This window comes from Actinomadura kijaniata NBRC 14229 (genome assembly GCF_001552175.1).
GTDB classification, from domain to species: Bacteria; Actinomycetota; Actinomycetes; order Streptosporangiales; family Streptosporangiaceae; genus Spirillospora; species Spirillospora kijaniata.
The window spans coordinates 37498-54970 of sequence record NZ_BCQR01000069.1 but is presented as its reverse complement, the minus strand read 5'-3'; the positions used below and the strand labels follow the sequence as shown (position 1 = coordinate 54970).

General features: G+C 72.8%; 21 protein-coding genes and 1 tRNA gene. 9 read left to right on the top strand and 13 right to left on the bottom strand.

The features are described from left to right. From AKI01S_RS22320 to upp, 5 genes are all read right to left on the bottom strand, one after another. The coding region (locus AKI01S_RS22320) for a helix-turn-helix domain-containing protein (protein ID WP_067821221.1) at nucleotides 1-1291 on the bottom strand (1291 nt) is incomplete at its 3' end. 203 nt (nucleotides 1292-1494) lie between these two features. Next, a complete protein-coding gene (locus AKI01S_RS22315) occupies nucleotides 1495-2022 on the bottom strand; it encodes a PH domain-containing protein (RefSeq protein WP_067821209.1) in 528 nt (175 codons plus the stop codon). A gap of 6 nt (nucleotides 2023-2028) precedes the next feature. Then, nucleotides 2029-2187 carry a hypothetical protein gene (locus AKI01S_RS50775; RefSeq protein ID WP_174567406.1) on the bottom strand — a complete coding sequence of 53 codons (159 nt, stop codon included), beginning with the start codon at nucleotides 2185-2187 and terminating at the stop codon, nucleotides 2029-2031. A gap of 89 nt (nucleotides 2188-2276) precedes the next feature. Beyond that, on the bottom strand, nucleotides 2277-2555 hold the full coding sequence (locus AKI01S_RS22310; protein ID WP_067821206.1) for a three-helix bundle dimerization domain-containing protein: 279 nt from the start codon (nucleotides 2553-2555) through the stop codon (nucleotides 2277-2279). A 157-nt stretch (nucleotides 2556-2712) separates the two neighbouring features. Next, on the bottom strand, nucleotides 2713-3345 hold the full coding sequence (gene upp / locus AKI01S_RS22305) for a uracil phosphoribosyltransferase (RefSeq protein WP_067821203.1): 633 nt from the start codon (nucleotides 3343-3345) through the stop codon (nucleotides 2713-2715). Between the two features lie 96 nt (nucleotides 3346-3441). On the opposite strand from upp, the gene AKI01S_RS22300 reads away from it, so the two are divergent. From AKI01S_RS22300 to AKI01S_RS22280, 5 genes are all read left to right on the top strand, one after another. Beyond that, on the top strand, nucleotides 3442-3729 hold the full coding sequence (locus AKI01S_RS22300; RefSeq protein WP_084000051.1) for a hypothetical protein: 288 nt from the start codon (nucleotides 3442-3444) through the stop codon (nucleotides 3727-3729). Nucleotides 3730-3882: 153 nt separating this feature from the next. Next, nucleotides 3883-4368, top strand: a complete 486-nt coding sequence (locus AKI01S_RS22295) for a tRNA adenosine deaminase-associated protein (protein WP_067821197.1) — start codon at nucleotides 3883-3885, stop codon at nucleotides 4366-4368. A 52-nt stretch (nucleotides 4369-4420) separates the two neighbouring features. Then, nucleotides 4421-4876: a tRNA adenosine deaminase-associated protein gene (locus AKI01S_RS22290; RefSeq protein WP_245681729.1), complete on the top strand. Its 456-nt coding sequence runs from the start codon at nucleotides 4421-4423 to the stop codon at nucleotides 4874-4876. 37 nt (nucleotides 4877-4913) lie between these two features. Further along, on the top strand, nucleotides 4914-5351 hold the full coding sequence (gene tadA, locus AKI01S_RS22285) for a tRNA adenosine(34) deaminase TadA (protein WP_067821218.1): 438 nt from the start codon (nucleotides 4914-4916) through the stop codon (nucleotides 5349-5351). A 10-nt stretch (nucleotides 5352-5361) separates the two neighbouring features. After that, a tRNA-Ser gene (locus AKI01S_RS22280) sits at nucleotides 5362-5449 on the top strand. Nucleotides 5450-6204: 755 nt separating this feature from the next. Here the strand turns inward: AKI01S_RS22280 and AKI01S_RS22270 are convergent. From AKI01S_RS22270 to AKI01S_RS22255, 4 genes are all read right to left on the bottom strand, one after another. Continuing rightward, complete coding sequence (locus AKI01S_RS22270) at nucleotides 6205-7620, bottom strand: hypothetical protein (RefSeq protein WP_067821186.1); 1416 nt, start codon at nucleotides 7618-7620, stop codon at nucleotides 6205-6207. Nucleotides 7621-7962: 342 nt separating this feature from the next. Then, the gene (locus tag AKI01S_RS22265; protein WP_067821183.1) at nucleotides 7963-8415 is read right to left on the bottom strand and encodes a beta/gamma crystallin domain-containing protein; all 453 of its coding nucleotides are present in this window, start codon (nucleotides 8413-8415) and stop codon (nucleotides 7963-7965) included. Between the two features lie 196 nt (nucleotides 8416-8611). Next, complete coding sequence (locus AKI01S_RS22260; protein ID WP_157420010.1) at nucleotides 8612-8983, bottom strand: hypothetical protein; 372 nt, start codon at nucleotides 8981-8983, stop codon at nucleotides 8612-8614. A gap of 191 nt (nucleotides 8984-9174) precedes the next feature. After that, nucleotides 9175-10362, bottom strand: a complete 1188-nt coding sequence (locus tag AKI01S_RS22255; RefSeq protein WP_067821177.1) for a cytochrome P450 — start codon at nucleotides 10360-10362, stop codon at nucleotides 9175-9177. Nucleotides 10363-10510: 148 nt separating this feature from the next. On the opposite strand from AKI01S_RS22255, the gene AKI01S_RS22250 reads away from it, so the two are divergent. Then, nucleotides 10511-11326, top strand: coding sequence for an SAM-dependent methyltransferase (locus tag AKI01S_RS22250; protein ID WP_067821174.1), 816 nt, complete (start codon nucleotides 10511-10513; stop codon nucleotides 11324-11326). A 15-nt stretch (nucleotides 11327-11341) separates the two neighbouring features. Here the strand turns inward: AKI01S_RS22250 and AKI01S_RS22245 are convergent, their stop codons facing one another. Both AKI01S_RS22245 and AKI01S_RS22240 read right to left on the bottom strand, forming a co-directional pair. After that, the gene (locus AKI01S_RS22245) at nucleotides 11342-12211 is read right to left on the bottom strand and encodes an EamA family transporter (RefSeq protein ID WP_067821171.1); all 870 of its coding nucleotides are present in this window, start codon (nucleotides 12209-12211) and stop codon (nucleotides 11342-11344) included. Continuing rightward, nucleotides 12205-12876, bottom strand: a complete 672-nt coding sequence (locus tag AKI01S_RS22240; RefSeq protein WP_067821168.1) for a B3/B4 domain-containing protein — start codon at nucleotides 12874-12876, stop codon at nucleotides 12205-12207. The genes AKI01S_RS22245 and AKI01S_RS22240 overlap by 7 nt, the downstream gene beginning before the upstream one ends. A 98-nt stretch (nucleotides 12877-12974) precedes the next feature. On the opposite strand from AKI01S_RS22240, the gene AKI01S_RS22235 reads away from it, so the two are divergent. Both AKI01S_RS22235 and AKI01S_RS22230 read left to right on the top strand, forming a co-directional pair. Further along, nucleotides 12975-13538 carry a helix-turn-helix domain-containing protein gene (locus tag AKI01S_RS22235; RefSeq protein ID WP_067821165.1) on the top strand — a complete coding sequence of 188 codons (564 nt, stop codon included), beginning with the start codon at nucleotides 12975-12977 and terminating at the stop codon, nucleotides 13536-13538. A gap of 147 nt (nucleotides 13539-13685) precedes the next feature. Continuing rightward, nucleotides 13686-14969 carry a WD40/YVTN/BNR-like repeat-containing protein gene (locus AKI01S_RS22230; protein WP_067821162.1) on the top strand — a complete coding sequence of 428 codons (1284 nt, stop codon included), beginning with the start codon at nucleotides 13686-13688 and terminating at the stop codon, nucleotides 14967-14969. Nucleotides 14970-15004: 35 nt separating this feature from the next. On the opposite strand, the gene dnaN is transcribed toward AKI01S_RS22230, so the two are convergent. After that, nucleotides 15005-16153 carry a DNA polymerase III subunit beta gene (dnaN, locus tag AKI01S_RS22225; RefSeq protein WP_067821159.1) on the bottom strand — a complete coding sequence of 383 codons (1149 nt, stop codon included), beginning with the start codon at nucleotides 16151-16153 and terminating at the stop codon, nucleotides 15005-15007. Between the two features lie 179 nt (nucleotides 16154-16332). Here dnaN and AKI01S_RS22220 point away from each other — a divergent pair, with 179 nt between their 5' ends. Next, the gene (locus AKI01S_RS22220) at nucleotides 16333-16821 is read left to right on the top strand and encodes a DUF3995 domain-containing protein (protein ID WP_067821157.1); all 489 of its coding nucleotides are present in this window, start codon (nucleotides 16333-16335) and stop codon (nucleotides 16819-16821) included. Between the two features lie 138 nt (nucleotides 16822-16959). Here AKI01S_RS22220 and AKI01S_RS22215 read toward each other — a convergent pair whose 3' ends face one another. Then, a complete protein-coding gene (locus AKI01S_RS22215; protein ID WP_067821154.1) occupies nucleotides 16960-17469 on the bottom strand; it encodes a methylated-DNA--[protein]-cysteine S-methyltransferase in 510 nt (169 codons plus the stop codon). Between the last annotated feature and the right edge of the window lie 4 nt (nucleotides 17470-17473).

Genomic DNA, 17473 nt, shown 5'->3' with positions numbered 1-17473 from the left:
CCGCCTGTTCCAGCAGTTCGCCCAGCTCCCGCAGGATGTGGGCGGCCGGGCGGCCCGGCGGGAGGTCGGCCAGCCGTCCCCGCGCGGCGCGCAGGACGACGAGGGCGGCCGTGCGGTCGTTCCGCGCCAGCCGGGCCCGGGCCAGCACCAACCGCGCCTGTGCGGTCTTCTGGAGGCGTCCGGCGAGATCCTCGTCCGGCAGCGGCGCGACCCGGAGCCCGTCCTCCGACTCCGGGGCGGCCAGTGCCAGGCCGGTCTGCAGGAAGTCCTCCAGCGGCGCGATCGCCTCGTCGGCGCGGCCGAGCAGGACCAGCGCGCGGGACCGCTCGATGGTGGCCTCGGCGGCCTCGGCCTCGCCCAGGCCGTCGGTCCCGTCCAGCAGGTCGAGGGCCTCCTGCGCGGCGTCCGACGTCGCCGACAGCGCCGGGACGCCGCGCAGCAGCGCCTTGGCGGCGGCCAGGTGCAGGCGGGCGCGCACGTGTTCGGGCGTCCCGGCGGACCGGACGGTCAGGGCCTGGTCGGCGAAGTACAGCGAGTCGCCGATCGCGCCCTCCTCCAACGCCCGGAGGCTGGCGCGCTGGTAGGCAACGCTGAGCGGGACGTCCCCCTCGGCCTCCCGGGCGGCCAGCAGCTCGCGGGCCAGGGCGTGCGCGCGGGCCGGATCGGAGCGGTCCACGTAGGTGAGGAGGAGGACCCGTCCGGCCTCGCTGTACTCCTCACCGACGGTGAGGTCGAGGGCGCGCAGGCGGTCCAGGGCGCGTTCGCCGAGGGAGACGGCCTGGCCCAGGTCGCCGACCGCGTGGTAGCAGCGCGCCAGCGCGATCACGAAAGGCAGGCGGCTGGCCCGGCCCGGATCGCGCTCGGCCTGCTCGCGCAGGTCCTCGAAGAGGGCGATGGCCTCCTCCAGGCGGTCGGTCTCCGCCAGGGCGCGGGCCCGGCCCCAGCGGGCGCGGGCGGTCAGCTCGGCGTCGTCGCTCCGGGCGATCACCTCCGCGAAGCCGCGCTCGGCGGCCGCCGCGTCCCCGCCCAGCAGCGCCAGGTGGGCATGTCGCTCGCGCACCTCCAGATGGGCGCGCTGTTCCGGTTCGACACCCTCGGCGAGGTACTCGGGTGTGCAGCCGAGTCGCTCGGCCAGCATCCGCAGCACGGTCGGCGTGGGCGTGCGCTTCCCGGACTCGATCAACGAGATGTAACTGTCTGAAAGGTCGTGGCCGGCGAGTTGTGCCTGCGACAAGCGTCTGGTCAGGCGCAGGTTGCGGACACGTTCGCCGACGTTGCCTGGACCCGGCATGTGGACTCACTTAGCGGAAGTATTCAGGCGGCTGGGGTGCCGACATAATTGCACATCGACGGTTGACACACATCGAGAGCAACGAAGCGTTAACCGACAAGATCCTCTTTTTGTCGGCGAAAGCCCTGCTCGCCGGGGGATCCGGGCGGGTACCGAAAATAGTTCGGGCGGTACCCCCGAACGGGGGGTGGCCGCCACGGCCGCTAGTCGTCGCTGGGGTTCTTGTTCGGGAAGATCATCTCGCAGACCTCAAGGTACAGCTGCTCGGGGTAGGGCAGGTAGTCCACCGTGGACAACGCCTGGTCCTGACCGGCGGACTCCAGCACGAACTCGCCGTAGCCGAGCATCCGACCGGCGATCGAGCGCTTGAAGCTCATGTCGGTGACCTTCGCCAGCGGCATCATCGCGACGTTGCGGGTGAGCAGTCCCGTGGTCAGCAGCATGCGCTGGTTGGTGATGACGAAGTAGTCCACCGACCATTCGGCGACCCGCCACACGAACCAGGCGAGCACCGCCAGCCAGCCCCACCAGATCCAGCTGATCACCGCGCCCGCGTCGCCGGCCAGGGTGTTGGACAGCACCCCCGCGACGATGAGCCCGCCGAGCACCAGGCCGACCGGCACCATGAGCACGGCCGGGTGCCGCCGCACCGTGATCACCTGGGTCTCGTGCGGGAGGAGGTACTTGTTGACCGAGGCCGGCGCGGAGTCGCCGGGAGTGACCAGCCGCATGACGCCTCAGCCGAGGGAGGTGACGAAGGTGGTCAGGGAGTCGGCGGCGGACGCCAGCCCGTCGGCGGCGGTCTGCACCGACCGTGCCGCACCCTCTGGTTGGTTGAACACGTAGAAGGCCACAAAGGCCACAGCGGCCCACGTGAGGTACTTCTTGGCGGGCACGACAGCCTCCCGGAGCGCGTTGAGCCACAGACCCCAGGCCAGTTTCCCACAGGCCCAACGCCCGGCAAAGGAACGGCCGCCGCGCGTTCCTAGGGAGTGTTGCCCAACGTGGTGCGGGGCGCGCGGCGGCGTTTCTCGGCGGCCACCATCGCCAGCACCTGCAGATGGCGTCGGGCGATCTTCTCGACCAGATCGGCGGGCGCCCCGCCGGCGACCTCCTGCGCGCCGTGCCGCGCGGCGGCGACACAACGGGCGACCGTCTCCGGCGGGTGCACTCCCGAGAACTCCGCGGTGAGGCGTTCACCGACCGCCCGGTAACCCGCTTCTGCTTCGTCACGCGGCGCTGCGCCGTCCCCTGGGTGTGCCATCACGCATCCTCGGACTCGCTCGCGTCGCCCCGGTCCTGAACCGTCCCCTGTGCCGGGGTGACGGAGGGGAACGATCTGACGTTCCGTAGCGGTGTCCTACCCACGGTGACGTCGGGCCGAACCCCCCAAGATCGGTCGCGTGCGGCCGGGCCGCGGGTCAGACCACGCCGTACAGGCGGTCCCCGGCGTCGCCGAGGCCCGGCATGATGAAGCCCTGCTCGTTGAGGTGGGAGTCGATCGCGGCGGTGACCACGCGGACCGGCGCGCCCGTCAGCTCCTGCTCCAGGTGCTTGAGGCCCTCCGGCGCGGCCAGCAGCACCACGGCGGTGACGTCGGTCGCGCCGCGCTCCAGCAGCAGCTTGGTCGCGGCGGCGAGGGTGCCGCCGGTCGCCAGCATCGGGTCCAGCACGTAGCACTGGCGGCCCGACAGGTCGTCCGGCAGGCGGGTGGCGTAGGTCTGCGCCTGGAGCGAGTCCTCGTTGCGGATCATCCCGAGGAAGCCGACCTCGGCGGTCGGCAGCAGCCGGGTCATGCCGTCGAGCATGCCCAGCCCGGCCCGCAGGATCGGCACGACCAGCGGCTTGGGGCTGGTCAGCTGCACGCCCTCGGCGTCGGTCAGCGGGGTCCGCACGGTGACGTCGGTCACCCGGACGTCGCGGGTGGCCTCGTAGGCCAGGAGGGTGACCAGTTCGTCGGCCAGCCGGCGGAACGTGGGCGAGTCGGTGTTCACGTCCCGCAGGGTGGTCAGCTTGTGCGCGACGAGCGGGTGGTCGACGGCGAGGGTCTGCATGGCCTCACCGTACCTTCGCGGGCGCCTCGGGTCGTCCCCCGGGGAGGGGCGCGGGACGTTCCGATTGGGGGGCGTTGAGCTGGGCACCATCCCGTTATGAACGGAGATCATGGCAAGACGCGGCACCGGGCCGTACGGGTGCAGGAGAGCGCCCCTGACCCGCCCGCCTCCGGACGGCGGAACGACGGCCGGGACGACGGCCGGGACGACGACGCGGTGACCGAGCTCACGCCGGAGCAGATCCGCGAGCGGCTGCGCCGCCGCGCGGCCTTCCTGCGGGAACTCGCCGAAGCCCGCGAACTGCGGGAACGCGTCACCCCGCACCGTTCGCGCCGGGCCCGCATCCACGCCGCCCTGCGCCGCCGGACCTTCCGGAGCCTGTGAGGGGGATCCAGTAGATTCCGCGCGAGGAGTCCCGGGCCCGCGGCGGGCCGGGCCGCCGCCGTGAAGTGCGCGTGCATTTCGGCGGTGAGGTACGCGAACACGCGCCGTATCTGCGACCATGCCCAGGGCAGGAACGGCGCCGGTGGGGTGGAAATGACGGATATGGACGCGACGGATTTCGCCGTCGTGGTGTACCGGGAAGACGACCGCTGGGAGGCGGAGGTCCTTCCGGTCGCGCTGACCGAGGATCTGGCCGGGTTGATCCATGCGTTGCGTCAGCAGCCGAGCCTGGGCGGCACCATCGGCCTGGTGTCGGTCGGCGACGACTTCTTCGTGGCGATCCGGCTGCTGGGCGACGAGGAGATGGTCTTCCTGTCCGACGTCACCGCCTCGGTGGACTGGCCGCTGGCCCAGCAGGTGCTGGAGTACCTCGACATCCCGATCCCCGAGGACGAGGAGCTGGACCAGGTGCTGCCGGTCGGCGACATGTCGATCTTCTCGGACCTGGGGCTGGACGAGATGGAGCTCGGCGCGATCTCCGGGGACCTGGAGCTGTACCCGGACGAGATGCTGCTGAGCGTCGCCTCCCGGATCGGGTTCGCGCCCGCGTTCGAACGCGCGCTGGACGCCGTCGTCTGACCGGGGGCGGCCCCGATTGGGACCCTCCCGAGGGTGTGACCGGGCCTGTCTGGTGAGTAACAATGAGCGGGTGTCCTACTTCGCCGCCGTCTTCGCGCGGACTCCGCAGGGGTGGGTCGGCGCCGAGGCCGTGCTCGCCGAGGCCGAGCACGTCGACGATGTGGCCGATCTGATGCGCGAGGCGGCCGTCGAGTCCTACGGCGACCCCGTGGTGCTGCTGATCGAGCAGGACGACGACTGGTTCGCCGTGGTGCGGCTGGACGGCGAGGACGAGCCGAGGGCGTTCGTGTCCACGGTGCGCGACGACGGACTGGGCGGGTTGTTCCACCAGCTGGTGGGGGACGTGCCGGACGGGGACGCGGCCGGGGATCCCGGGCTCCTGGAGGACCTGGGCGTGCCCGCGCCGCAGATGACGGACCTGGCCGACAAGGCGCTGCCCGGCGACGCGCTGCTGCTGCTCGCCGAGATCGCGGGCTTCGGCGAGGAGTTCGACCGGCTGCGTGACTGACACGGTGACCGATCTCACACTGGTGTACCACGACGCGATGCGCGCGGCGCTGGCCGAGGCGCGGGCGGCGGGCGAGGCCGGGGACGTCCCGGTCGGCGCGGTGGTGCTGGACGAGGCCGGGACGGTCATCGGCTCCGGTCACAACGACCGGGAGCGCACCGGCGACCCCACCGGCCACGCCGAGATCGTCGCGATGCGCGCCGCCGCCGCCGTCCGGGGCGAGTGGCGGCTCTCGGGCTGCACGCTGGTGGTGACGCTGGAGCCGTGCACGATGTGCGCGGGCGCGGCCGTGCAGGCGCGGATCGACCGCATCGTGTACGGCGCGGTCGACCTGAAGGGCGGCGCGGTGGGGTCGCTGTGGGACGTCGTCCGGGACCGCCGCCTGAACCACCGGCCCGAGGTCGTCGCCGAGGTCATGGCCGACGAGTGCGCCGCCCCGCTAATCGAGTTCTTCAGCACTCGCAGAGTCCGGTAGGCTCTTTCGCGGTGGTGTCGCCTAGTGGACGAGGGCGCACGCCTCGAAAGCGTGTGAAGTGCAAGCTTCCGTGGGTTCGAATCCCACCACCACCGCCACCACGAAGGGGCGTTGAGCTGCGGCTCGGCGCCCCTTTCGCATTGATGATCATTGCGGCATCGTCGCGGCACGGGATGCGGATCGCCCTGACCTGAAGGTGGCCGGGCCGGCGGCCGGGCGCGGGCTCAAGAGCGTGACGATCCACGAGTTCCGCCACAGCCGCGCGACCGAGCTGCTCGCGCCTTGCGCGAGGCCGCCTGCGGTGCGTGCCCGAGCGCGGCGCGTGGCCGGTCCGGCGCGGGCACCGTCGGCCCCGTCCAGGAGGCCACACGTGAGACGGTCCTCGAATCACAGCTCAAGAGGCGTCATCACGCCTGTGGAGACGACAATGCGCACCGCGCGGTGCCACGTGTACCCGGCCGCCTCCCGGAGCCGGTCGTTTGCCCACGCCGACCACGCCCCGGCCGGCGATGCCGCTGGCGGCGGGCTGGAGGACCGGCGGTATCGCGCTGCTCCGCTCGCTGCCGACCGCGGCCCTGACAGGGACGGCGGTGGTCTACGGGGCGCGGTCGCCTTCGCGCTCGCCGGGACCCTCGTCACGCCCGCGTGGATCCGCTGCCACCGCCCCGTGACCTGAGGCTGGCGGCTGGGGCCTGTTTCGAAGTGGATCCCGGCCACGCACGCGAGCGCGTTACATGGCCTACGGGCCCGAGGGCTCGCAGGCCAGATCGCGAAGCGATGCCGCGCTCGCCAAGCCCTGGTGAGGCGCGAGCCCCCGGGGCGAGCGCCGTGGGCCAGGGCCCTGAAACACCTCCTAGTCCTGACCGGGAAGTTTCCGGCGTTCGTCCAGGTCCTTGAGGACACGGACGATCTCGGGGGCGAGCTGCCGGGCGCGGGCCTCGGTGAGGGGGCCCTGGTGGCCGTGGTGGTTGTCGATCCGGAGGTAAGGGTGATTGAGGCCGTTGTACGGGCCCTGGTAGGTCACCGCGTTGTCGCGCAGGTGGGTCGCCTCCAAGCTGATCCTGTGCTTGATGAGGAGGTCCGTGGCCTCCTTGCCGCCCGGGGTGTCGAGAAGGGCCTTGCGCAGCAAGATGTCCGACTTGAGGCGGTGTACGAACCACTCGGCGAGCTCGACGCGGTGCGACTCCTCTTGCAGGTCGCCCTTCTTGGCGGCTTCGCGCGCCGTCTCAAGGTCCTTCTCCGCTGCGCGCAGGTGCTCTTCGGCGGCGGGGATGTCGCCGCGCAGGGTGGCGTCGTCGCCCTGGTGGACGCGGCGGGTGATGTTGTCGGTGAAGGCGGCGAACGACGTGCGGTCGAACTCGGGGACCTTGGGTTTGTTCGGCAGCTTGCCGAGAGTGCCGAGACCCTTCGAGCCGAAGATCCTGCCGAGGACGGACGGCACGGCGAAGCCGACGGCGCGCATCTTGTGGCCGTTGTTCCAGTCGTCGCGGATCGGCTGGGTCGCGTCGTCCCACATCGCCTTGCCGCTGTCGGCGGGATTGGTGACGAGCTGCTCAAGGCCCTTCCAGTTGTCGCCGGAGCTGTCGCACACCGGCACCAGGCAGACGGCGAAGACGACGCCGTCCTTGACGTCCGTCACGGCGCTCACGACGCCCCGGCGGACGCCGTCGGTGAGGCCGCAGGCCCAGTCGAGCCAGTCGACGCAGTTGCCGTCGTCGGGTGCGGGCCTGGCTTCGGCCGGTTCCGCGAGCGGCCGGGCGGGCGCCGGGCGTTCGTCGCCGCAGTCCTCATCGACGGTGACCCGGCACACCGCCGCCCGCATGTGGTCGGAGACCTGCCCCGGCAGTCCTGTGCTCAGCAGCGCGGCCACGACCGCCGCGACGAGCAGGAGCAGCGCGGCGTACCCGACCGCGCCCTCGCCCCGATCGGGTGCCGGGCGGGCGGCGGGCCGCAGGCGTCCGACGGCCAGGACGATGATCGCCAGCGGGAGGGCCAGGCCGACCAGCCCCCAGGGGTCGCCGTCGGCCACCCGTGCGAGCTGCCAGAGGACGTATCCCGCCTGGAGCGCCACGACCAGCCACCAGGTGCGGGCCCGGGGCGCGGCGAGCGACCGGGCGGCCAGCAGGGCGGCGGCGGCCGGTACGGCGAGCACGAGGGCCGCGCCGAAACCGGCCGCGCCCCCGTCCAGACGCCACACCTCAACGGCCGCCATGAGGGTGAGGAAGGCCACCACGCCCAGAAGGACCCGGGCCGCCCGGGGACCGCGCATTCCGTATCTCCCAGCTTGGTGTGGAACGAACCAAACCTAGAGATCACCGCTGTCCCTCCCCAGGGCCTGAGGACCCAGGCGGGACCCCAAACCCACGCCCGGTGAAGTGGCGGAGGCTCGTGGCAGCGTGGCGGAATGGTTCCGGAGATCTCCCACAGACCCATCTCACCTGGCGCCATGTCGCTCCCGCGCCGACCGAGCGGTTCCGCGTCGTCCGCCCCGACCTGCCGGGATACGGCACCTCGGCGCCACGCACCGGTAGGTCGCCGCTCGTGTCGGGGCGGTGACGGATCTTTTCGAGGATGTCCCGCGGCGCCCCTCCGCCGTTCCGCCGGGGTCGGCTCAGACGTCGGCGGCGCAGAAGATCTTCATCGAGGTGACCTTGTTGTCCCCGACGTCCACCTTGCCCAGGTCGGGGACCTTGCGCAGGTTCCCCGGAACGCCGCCGATGCGCTTCCAGGTGGAGGACTTGCCCTTGTACTTGAAGTCGCGGAAGAGCTGCACCCTGCACACCTTGTCGATCTTGGCGGAGCTGTACTTGTTGTCCATCGAGATGTTGGTGCCCGGCCACTTGTGGAAGCGCAGGTTGATGTAGTCGCCCACCGGCATGCACACTCCGCGGCCGCCGAAGTTCTTCTTGTCGTAGAAGGAGACGTAGCAGGCCTTGGCCTGCACCTTCGCCTCGCCCGTGGCGGCGGGACGCGCCACCGGCGCGGCCTGCGCGGTCCCCGCGAGGGGCAGCGCGAGCGCGGCCCCCATGCCGAGTACGGCCGCCCTGCGGATCACCTTCGACATCCCCGTCTTCCTTTCGTCGGCACCTGTCTTCCCTGTCGAGGGTGCCGATTTCGGACAGGTGACGTCATGTGCCCTTGGTGCCAATTTGGTCCGTCCGGATTAGCGCCAAGGGGCCAGCGTCCACCGCGGGTGCCCTTCTGCGCAGGGCGGCTCCCCTCTCACCGGCCGCGGGTTTCTCGGACCGTCCGGGGTGGTGTCAGCCGCGCTGCTGGACGCACTTGGAGAGCTCGCGGATCTTGGTGGGCTTGGAGTCCCAGATCTTCTTGCGGCCCTTGGTCCTGCCGTTGACCTTGATGCACTTGGGCCAGTACTGACCGGTGCGCCAGACCTTGAGCCACCTGGCCTGCTTGCAGTGGTTGTTGAAGTAGATCGTGGTGCTGACGTTCCCGTCGCCCCACGACCAGTTGATGCACTTGCCGTGGCCGCGGTGGACCTTCTTGGCGCTCACCTGGGGCGCCTGGACGGACGCGGACGCCGGGGCGGGCGCCTGGGCCGACGCCGGGACGGTGAGCGTCGCCAGCGCGGTCGCCGACGCCGCCGCGATCACGCCGACCCTGATGTTCGACATCATCGAACTCCTCTTCAGTGTGCAGCGGGGCGCACACTCATGGTGAACAAGGCAGGCAGCGTATAAGCGCGTCCATTGCGACGTTTAGGCACCAGGGCACTAATTCCGACCCAGAAGGCTTTTTCTGGATGTTCGCGGCGTGGTGTACGGGCCCCGCCGGTGGCCGGGGCCCGTCCCCCGCGGGCGGCGGGTCAGCGGCGGCCCGTGATCCTGGTGGGGAGGGTCGCGAAGCCGTGGTTGTTGGAGGAGCGGATGCGCTGGGCTCCGGACTCGTCGATCTCGTAGTCGGCCACCACGGAGGTGAGCTCCTGGAGCGCGACGCGCGCCTCCAGCCGTCCCAGGTTCGCGCCCAGGCAGTGGTGGCGGCCGCTGCCGAAGGTGATCGCCGCGCCGGTGTCGCGGTCCAGGTCGAAGCGCTCGGGGTCGGGGAACACGCGCGGGTCGCGGTTGGCCGCCGCCGCCAGCAGCACGACGCGGGCCCCGGCGGGGACGACGGTGTCGTGCAGCGCGACGTCGCGGGTGGCGGTGCGGGCGATGGTCTGGGTCGGCGGGCTGTGCCGCAGCGTCTCGGCCACCCAGTCGTCGATGCGCCCGCCGAACGCCCTGGCCCGCTCCTCCGGGTGCCGCCACGCGGCGTACCAGGCGTTGCCCAGCAGCAGCATCGTGGTCTCGATGCCCGCGCCGACCAGCAGGATCAGCACCCCGACGATCTCCTCGGGGGTGAGCCGGTCGTCGCCCTCGGCGGCGTCCAGCAGGCCCGACAGCAGGTCGTCGCGGCGCTCGCGGGCCCGCTCGATCGTCAGCTCGGTGTAGTAGCCGACCAGCGCGCCGATGGCCTGCAGCGCCTCCGGCGGCAGGTCGGCGGGGTCGGCGTCGTCGTCGGGGCGGTACATGACGGCCTTGCCGAGCTCGCGGACCCGGGCGCGGTCGGCCTCGGGGACCCCGACCAGCTCGGAGATCACGTCCGTGGGGAAGGCGCCGGCGAAGTGCATCATGTCGAACGCGTCCCCCTCCAGCAGCGGCCGCAGGTGGGCGCGGGCGATCTCGCGCAGCCGCGGCTCCAGGCCCTGGACGCGGTGCTGGGTGAAGGCGCGCGACACCAGCCCGCGCATCCGGGTGTGCTTGGGCGGGTCCATGGCGACGAAGGAGAAGAAGCGCTCGGCGTCCGGGCCCCAGAAGGCCGGTTCGAGGCGGAGCCCGTTGACGTTGGAGAACCGGTCGGAGTCGCGCAGCGCGGCGACCACGTCGGCGTGCCGCGACAGCGCCCAGAAGTCGTCGTCGGGGTTGTGGTAGACCGGCGCCTCCTCCAGCAGCCGCGCGTAGACCGGGTAGGGGTCGCACTGGATGCCGGGGTCGAAGGGGCTGTAATGCAGGTCCATGGAGGCCTCTCCGGATCGTCGGTTGCCGCACCACGGCGATCATGTCGTGCTTCGCGGTGATACGCCATGGTCCGTTCTGGACGGTCGGGGAGGCGGCCGGACCGTCCGGGGTGCAGAATGGCGAAGATCTATTGGTTGCGAGGTTTCCGTGGACACTGAGCCGGTTCCGCGCGGGATCGACCCGTCGCAGGCGCATCCAGCACGCCGGTACAACTACTGGCTCGGCGGAAAGGACAACTTCGCGGCCGACCGGGCCTCGGCCGCGACGGTCGCCGAGGCCTTCCCGACCGTGCACCTGTCGGCGATCGAGAACCGCCGCTTCATGCAGCGGGCGGTGACGTACCTGGCCCGGGACGCCGGCATGCGGCAGTTCCTCGACATCGGCACCGGCCTGCCCTCGGCGGGCAACGTGCACGAGATCGTGCAGGAGATCGCGCCGGAGGCGCGGGTCGTCTACGTCGACAACGACCCGGTCGTGCTGGTGCACGCCCGCGCGCTGCTGACCGGCGTCCGGCCGGACTCGCTCGCCTACATCGACGCCGACCTGCGCGACCCCGACAAGATCATGAGCGATCCCGCCCTGCTGCGCACCCTGGACCTGGACCGGCCGGTCACCCTGCTGCTGGTGGCGATCCTGCACTTCATCACCGACGAGGAGGGGCCGTACGAGATCGTCGCGCGGCTGCGCGAGCGGCTCGCCCCCGGCAGCCACCTGGTGATCACCCACGCGGCCCGCGACCATCTCACCCCCGAGCGGTACGCCGCCAACGTCGAGGCCAACGAACGCAGCGGCGTACCGTTCCGGCTCCGCTCGCGCGCGGAGTTCGCGCGCTTCTTCGAGGGCCTGGAGCTGCTGGAGCCGGGGATCACCTCGGTCCTCGACTGGCGGCCGGACGGCGCGCGGCGCCGCCGCCCCAGCGTCGAGGACGTCTCCATGTGGTGCGGTGTCGCCCGGGTCCCGTGACGCCGGGCGACGGGCTCAGCCGACGGTCACGAGGGTCACCCCCGCGGCGGCGATGACCAGGCCGAGGCGCTGGACGGTGCGCAGCCGCTCGCTGTAGGCGATACGGGCCAGCAGGACCGTGATCGCCGGGTAGAGCGAGGTCAGGACGGCGGCGAGGCTGAGCATCCCGGCGTTGACGGCCAGGAAGTACAGGATGTTCGCGGTCGCGTCCAGGGCGCCCGACAGCAGGGCCAGGCCGATCGGGAGGCGGCCCCGCAGGCGGGGGCCGGCCGTGCCGGGGCGCAGCAGGGCCAGGGCGAGCAGGGCCGCGGCGACGGCGGCGAGGTTGCCCAGCCGGGCGCCGACCAGGGGCCACAGGCCCGCGCCGTCCCCGGCCTGCTTGAGCAGGATGAAGAAGATCCCGAACAGCACGCCGGAGACCCCGGCCATGAGGGGGCCGTTGGCGAGCGGGCCGCGCCCGGCGGGGACGTCGGCCTCCTCGCTCTTCTCCATGCTGACCAGGACGATCGCGACCAGGCAGAGGAGGACTCCGGCCAGGACGCCGGGTTCCAGGCGCTCGCCGCGCGCCACGCCGACCGCGATCGGCAGCAGGGACGCCGCCAGCGCCGACACCGGCGCGACGACGCTCATCGGGCCCTGCGCCAGCGCCCGGTAGAACGTGATCAGCCCGGCGCCGCCCGCCAGGCCCGCGCCGGCCCCCCAGGCCAGGGCGGGGGCGGCGGGCGTGCCGCCGACCGCCAGCGCGCTGGCCAGGATCAGCGCCATGCCCGCCGGAACGGCCCACACCAGCGCCTTCAGGGCCGACGCGTGCCGGGCCGCCGCGCCGCCGAGGAAGTCGGCGACGCCGTAGGTCATCGCGGCCGCGAGCGCCAGGGTGATCACCATTCGGGGCCGCCGATCAGGCGGGACCTGATCCGGACGTCCGGGGAGAGGGCGCGCAGGCGACCGGTCAGGTCGTCGCCGGCGGCGCGCAGGCGGTCGAGGGGGTAGGGCTCCAGGCGTTCCAGCAGGAACAGGTGGTTCTTGGTGGTCTCGGTGATGCGGGTGCGCACGCACTGCCGCCAGTTCCAGCGACGGCAGGTGACGCCCCTGTCGTCGCGCCAGACGACCTCACCGGGGTCGGGGTGCTCGACGGCGGGCTCGCCGCCGGCCGTGATGTCGAACGGCTCGTCGCCCGCCGCGCGCACCAGGCGGGCGGGCCCGGCGTAGGCGTCGAGGTCCTCGCCGCCGACCGGGAGGGCGTGCTCGACGCTGACGGCGTTGTAGGCGTCCACGACCCGGTTGATGGCGGGCAGGGAGTCGGCGCGGCGCAGCAGGGCGTCCACGGAGGGGCGGGTGCGCTTGGGCTTGGCGCCGAACGCCCGGTACGCCTCGTGCCAGGCCGCGATGTGCGGGTCGGCGGGGTCGGCGCGCTCGGCGGCGGCGGTGAGCCAGTCGGTGGAACGGGTGTCGCTGGGGCCGTTCGGCAGGCCCTCGGCGGTGATGACGAGCACCGCGAAATCCGGGCGCAGCTCACGCACGGCCCCGGTCACGGTGATCTGGTCGAGCATCTTGGGGTTCTCCTCCGGCGACGGTCATTTAAGTGAACTGTATATAGCATCTTAACGACCGATGGTGACTGGCTTACCCTTGCCGTCGGGAGGATGACGTGAACGATCAGGAAGCCGTCGGCGAGGCCGTCGCCCACACCGTGCGCGCGCTGCGCGCCGAGCACGGCTGGAGCCTGGACGAGCTGGCCGGGCGCGCCGGGGTGAGCAAGGGCGTCCTGGTCGGCCTGGAGCAGGGCCGGGGCAACCCCAACCTCGGCACCCTGATCCGCATCGCCGACGCCCTGCGCGTGCCGTTGACCCGGCTGGTGCAGGTCGAGGAGCAGCCCGCGGTGCGGGTCTTCCCGCCGGACCGGCAGGTGGTGCTGTGGCGGGGCGAGCGCGGCGGGACCGGAACGCTGCTGGCGGGCGGGGATCCGCGTCCGGCGCTGGAGATGTGGCGCTGGGACCTGCTGCCGGGCGAGGAGCGCGCGAGCGACGCCCACCAGCCCGGCACCCAGGAGATCATCTATGTGGAGTCCGGAGAGCTCACGCTGCGCGTGGACGGCCGCAGCGACCGGCTCGGACCGGGCACGGCGGCGGTGTTCGCCGGGGACCGGCCGCACTCCTACCGCAACGACACCGATCGCGAACTCCGGTTCGTCATGGCCGTTCTGGACCGTTGAGCTACGCATTCCGGGCTCGCCGGGCCACTATGGGGGGAGCCACTCTGAACGATGCGCTGATCGGACGTGCGAACGCTTGTCAGGACCCACCGTCACCGTCGATGATCCCCCGACAAGACTCGTCGCCGAGCTGAGGGGTCGGAAACGGTGAACGGAGCACCACGCAGCCAGGGCCGGACCGCGGTCACCGGCGCGGTGATGTCGCTGTCCCCGGACACGGCGTGGCACGCGGTCCCCGCCGCCGTCGTGGAGTCCCCGCACCTGCTGACCGGGGTCGCGGTCGCGGCGTCCGGTGAGATCTGGGTGGTGGGCAACGTCGGCCAGCAGCCCCTCGCCGCGCGGTGGGACGGCTCGGCGTGGACCCTGCCGCCCGGTCCCCCCGAGGATCCGGCGCTGGTGGGGGCGGGGTTGCAGGGCGTGGCGCTGTTCCCCGGCGACGCGCGGCCCGCGCCGGACGCGTCCCGGCCTGGCGCCGGGGCGACGCCTTCGGACCCCACCGGCGCCGGAACACCGTCCGCCGACACGACCTCCCCTGCCGGTCCTCCTCCCGGTCTGCGGGTTCTGCCCTCCCCCACGGACGGCCGGGACGACCGGTTCAACGGCGGCGCGGAGCGGACACGGCGGCCCGCGTTGCGGGTGGTGCCGGGGGCGGAGCCGGCCGGTCCGCGCGCGGTGGCGGTCGGCGGCGGCTACGACCGGGTCGCCGGGACCGAGGTGCCGATCATCCGGCACTGGGACGGGCGCGCGTGGACGGCGTGGGAGTCCTGGGGCGGGCCCGGCCTCGACAGCGGCTACGTGCTGACGGACGTCGCGGCGGTCGGGGCGGACGAGGCGTGGGCGGTCGGGCACGGCTTCCCGTGGGGGACGCCGGCCGGTCCGGTCGCGCTGCGCTGGGCGGACGGCGGCTGGCGCCCGGCGCCGCTGCCGAAGATCGCCAAGGGGAAGCTGCTGGCGGTCGCCGCGCACGGCCCGGACGAGGTGTGGGCGGTCGGGGCCGACGACCGCAGCGGGCTGATCCTGCGGTACGACGGGGCTGAGTGGCGGCGCGCGGCGAGCCCGGCGACGCGGTTCCCGCTGACCGACGTCGCGGTGTGCCCCTCGGGCGAGGCGTGGGCGGTGGGCCGCGACCACGTGCTGCGCTGGGACGGCCGCCGGTGGCGGCGCGTCAAGGCCCCGGTGGCCGCCGCCAACACGGTCACCGCGCTGTCCCCCGAGGAGGTCTGGGTCGCGGGCGGCCGGGGCGAGCTGGCCCGCTTCGACGGCCGCCGCTGGGAGACGATGTCGGCCCCGCAGCCGTTCGGCACGGCGGCGGTGTGGCTGGCGTCGGCGGCCTCCGGGCCCGGCGCCTGGCTGGTGGGCACCCGCCAGGTGACCCGCGCGGGCGCGCCCGACGACGCCCGGACCATCCCCGTCCAGATCCGCGAGAGCTGACCCGCCGCGGGCCGTCCGGGCTCAGCCGTTCGGGCTCAGCCGCTCAGGCGGACGGGCATGGCCAGGTAGCGGAAGCCGGTGTCGCCGTTCTCGTCGAGGGCCTCGTCCTCGTTCTCGGGGTCGGGGATGCCGGTCAGCAGGGCCGCCTTGGTGGGGCCCGTGCACTCCAGCCGGGCGTACCGGGAGTGGACGCCGTTCAGGCCGTCCAGCAGGTACTGCGGGCTGAACGCGATGTCGATCTCCGGGCCGGACAGCTCGGCGGGCATGGTCTCGTTGGCGCGGGCGGCGTCCCCGGCGGCGGCGCGGATCTGCACCTGGCCGCCGCCGAACGCCAGCCGCACCGGGGTGCTGCGCTCGGTGACCAGGGCCACGCGCTTGATCGCCTCGACGAACGGGGCGGTCTGGACCTTCGCGGTGGAGGTCCAGTCGCCGGTGAGGCGGGAGCGGTAGTTGATGAACTGGTCGTCCAGCAGGCGGGTCGTCATGCTCCGGCCGCCCATGGAGATGCCGATCAGCGAGTCGGTGATGCCGGTCAGCGACAGCGACACCTCGTCGCCGGGGCGGATCGCCTTGGCGACGTCGGCGAGGGTGCGGGCGGGGACGACGACCCCGGCGGTGAAGCCCTCCTGGTCGGGGCTCCAGGGCAGCTCGCGGGCGGCGATGCGGTAGCGGTCGGTGCAGGCCATCCGCAGGACGCCGCCGTCGAAGTCGACGCGCACGCCGGTCAGCATCGGGAGGGTGTCGTCGCGTCCGGCGGCGGGGGTGACCTGGCCGACGGCCTCGGCGAACACGTCACCGGAGACCGTTCCGGCGCGGTCGGGGACGTCGGGCAGGGTCGGGTAGTCCTCGACCGGCATCACCTGGAGGCCGAACTCGGCGCTGCCGCAGCGCACGACGACCTCGCTGCCCTTGAGGGCGACGTCGACGGGCTCGGCGGGCAGGTTCCGGACGATCTCCGACAGGAGGCGGCCGGGGACCAGCACGCGGCCGGGCTCGGCGACGTCGGCCTCGGTGCGGACCTTGGTGGACACCTCGTAGTCGAACCCGGCCAGGGTCAGGGTCCCCTCGGCGGTCACCTCGACGAGCATGCCCGCCAGGACGGGCAGGGCCGGACGCGACGGAAGGGTGCGCGCCGCCCAGGCGACGGCGTCGGCCAACGCGTGACGTTCGACGCGGAACTCCATGAACTGCCCCCATCTCCATGCTCGGCGGGCGACGGCCCCGCGCGGGCGGGGCGGCCACGAGGAGCACATTACGGGCCGGGTCTGACAGAACCTGACGTTCGGGTTCTCCCCCGTCCGGGGGAGGTGAAAAGCCCGTGAGGGGGAAGGCCGGCGGGGGTGCCGGGGGCGAACCTTGACTCATGAACGCGACTGGAACGGCCCGCCTCCACGACGGGACCGGGCGGGGAGTGCGGGGATGGGCGGCCTACGCGGCCGCCGCGTGGGGGCTGCTGTTCGCGGCCGTCCACGTCTACTGGGTGCTCGGCGGGCGGTGGGGGCTGCCCGCGGGGATGGACCTGTTCTCCAACACGGCCCTGCTGGTCATCGACATCATCGCCGTTCCGGTGTCGCTGGGGGCGACGGCACTGGCGCTGTCGCTGGTCAACGCGTGGGGGCGGTGGGTCCCGGCGCGGCTCCGGGCGCTGGGCGCGTGGGGCGCGGCGGCGCTGATGGCCGTGCACGCGCTGCCGACGGTGCCGGACTGGGCGGCGCTGGCGGCCGGGACGAGGACGACGGCCGACCTCACCGAGAACGAGCGGTTCGTGACGTTCCTGTACGAGCCGTGGTTCATGGCGGGCGGGGTGCTGTTCGGGCTGGCGGCGTTCGGGTTCCACCGGGCGCGGAGGTGACCGCCGCCGGGCGGGGGCCGGCGGCGGTCACCCGGGTCAGGCGAACACCCGGGTCAGGCGAACACCCGGGTCAGGCGAACACCCGGGTCAGGCGAACACCCGGGTCAGGCGAACACCCGGGTCAGGCGAACACCCGGGTCAGGCGAACTGGGGGCGGAGTTCGAACCGGTGGCGGAGTTCGAGGTCGAGCAGGAAACGCTTGCGCTCCAGGCCGCCGCCGTAACCGGTGAGGCCCCCGGTGGAGCCGATGACGCGGTGGCAGGGGATGATCACGCCGATGGGGTTGCGGCCGTTGGCGAGGCCGACGGCGCGGGAGGCGTTGGGGTTGCCCAGCTCCTCGGCGATCTGGCCGTAGGTGACGGTCTCGCCGTAGGGGATGGTCCGCAGGACGTCCCAGACGCGGCGCTGGAACGGGGTGCCGCGCGGGTCCAGCGGCAGGTCGAACTCGGTGAGCTCCCCCGTGAAGTAGGCGGCGAGCTGCTCGGCGACCGCCGGGAACGGCTCGGTCGCCGGGTCGGCGTACTCCCCGAACGTCGCGTCGGCCGGGCGGTGGCGCTGGTCTTCCATGTAGAGCGCCGACAGCCGTCCGTCTCTGGCGACGAGGGTCAGCGGACCGCAGGGACTGTCGATGACGGTGTGCAGGGGCATCGGG

Excerpts from the sequence above, each read along its gene's own strand:
- AKI01S_RS22315 (WP_067821209.1), bottom strand. The coding sequence starts at position 2,022 with ATGCGGCTGGTCACTCCCGGCGACTCCGCGCCGGCCTCGGTCAACAAG.
- AKI01S_RS22310 (WP_067821206.1), bottom strand. The coding sequence starts at position 2,555 with ATGGCACACCCAGGGGACGGCGCAGCGCCGCGTGACGAAGCAGAAGCG.
- upp (WP_067821203.1), bottom strand. The coding sequence starts at position 3,345 with ATGCAGACCCTCGCCGTCGACCACCCGCTCGTCGCGCACAAGCTGACC.
- AKI01S_RS22300 (WP_084000051.1), top strand. The coding sequence starts at position 3,442 with ATGAACGGAGATCATGGCAAGACGCGGCACCGGGCCGTACGGGTGCAG.
- AKI01S_RS22295 (WP_067821197.1), top strand. The coding sequence starts at position 3,883 with ATGACGGATATGGACGCGACGGATTTCGCCGTCGTGGTGTACCGGGAA.
- tadA (WP_067821218.1), top strand. The coding sequence starts at position 4,914 with ATGCGCGCGGCGCTGGCCGAGGCGCGGGCGGCGGGCGAGGCCGGGGAC.
- AKI01S_RS22270 (WP_067821186.1), bottom strand. The coding sequence starts at position 7,620 with ATGCGCGGTCCCCGGGCGGCCCGGGTCCTTCTGGGCGTGGTGGCCTTC.
- AKI01S_RS22265 (WP_067821183.1), bottom strand. The coding sequence starts at position 8,415 with ATGTCGAAGGTGATCCGCAGGGCGGCCGTACTCGGCATGGGGGCCGCG.
- AKI01S_RS22260 (WP_157420010.1), bottom strand. The coding sequence starts at position 8,983 with ATGTCGAACATCAGGGTCGGCGTGATCGCGGCGGCGTCGGCGACCGCG.
- AKI01S_RS22255 (WP_067821177.1), bottom strand. The coding sequence starts at position 10,362 with ATGGACCTGCATTACAGCCCCTTCGACCCCGGCATCCAGTGCGACCCC.
- AKI01S_RS22245 (WP_067821171.1), bottom strand. The coding sequence starts at position 12,211 with ATGGTGATCACCCTGGCGCTCGCGGCCGCGATGACCTACGGCGTCGCC.
- AKI01S_RS22240 (WP_067821168.1), bottom strand. The coding sequence starts at position 12,876 with ATGCTCGACCAGATCACCGTGACCGGGGCCGTGCGTGAGCTGCGCCCG.
- dnaN (WP_067821159.1), bottom strand. The coding sequence starts at position 16,153 with ATGGAGTTCCGCGTCGAACGTCACGCGTTGGCCGACGCCGTCGCCTGG.
- AKI01S_RS22220 (WP_067821157.1), top strand. The coding sequence starts at position 16,333 with ATGAACGCGACTGGAACGGCCCGCCTCCACGACGGGACCGGGCGGGGA.
- AKI01S_RS22215 (WP_067821154.1), bottom strand. The coding sequence starts at position 17,469 with ATGCCCCTGCACACCGTCATCGACAGTCCCTGCGGTCCGCTGACCCTC.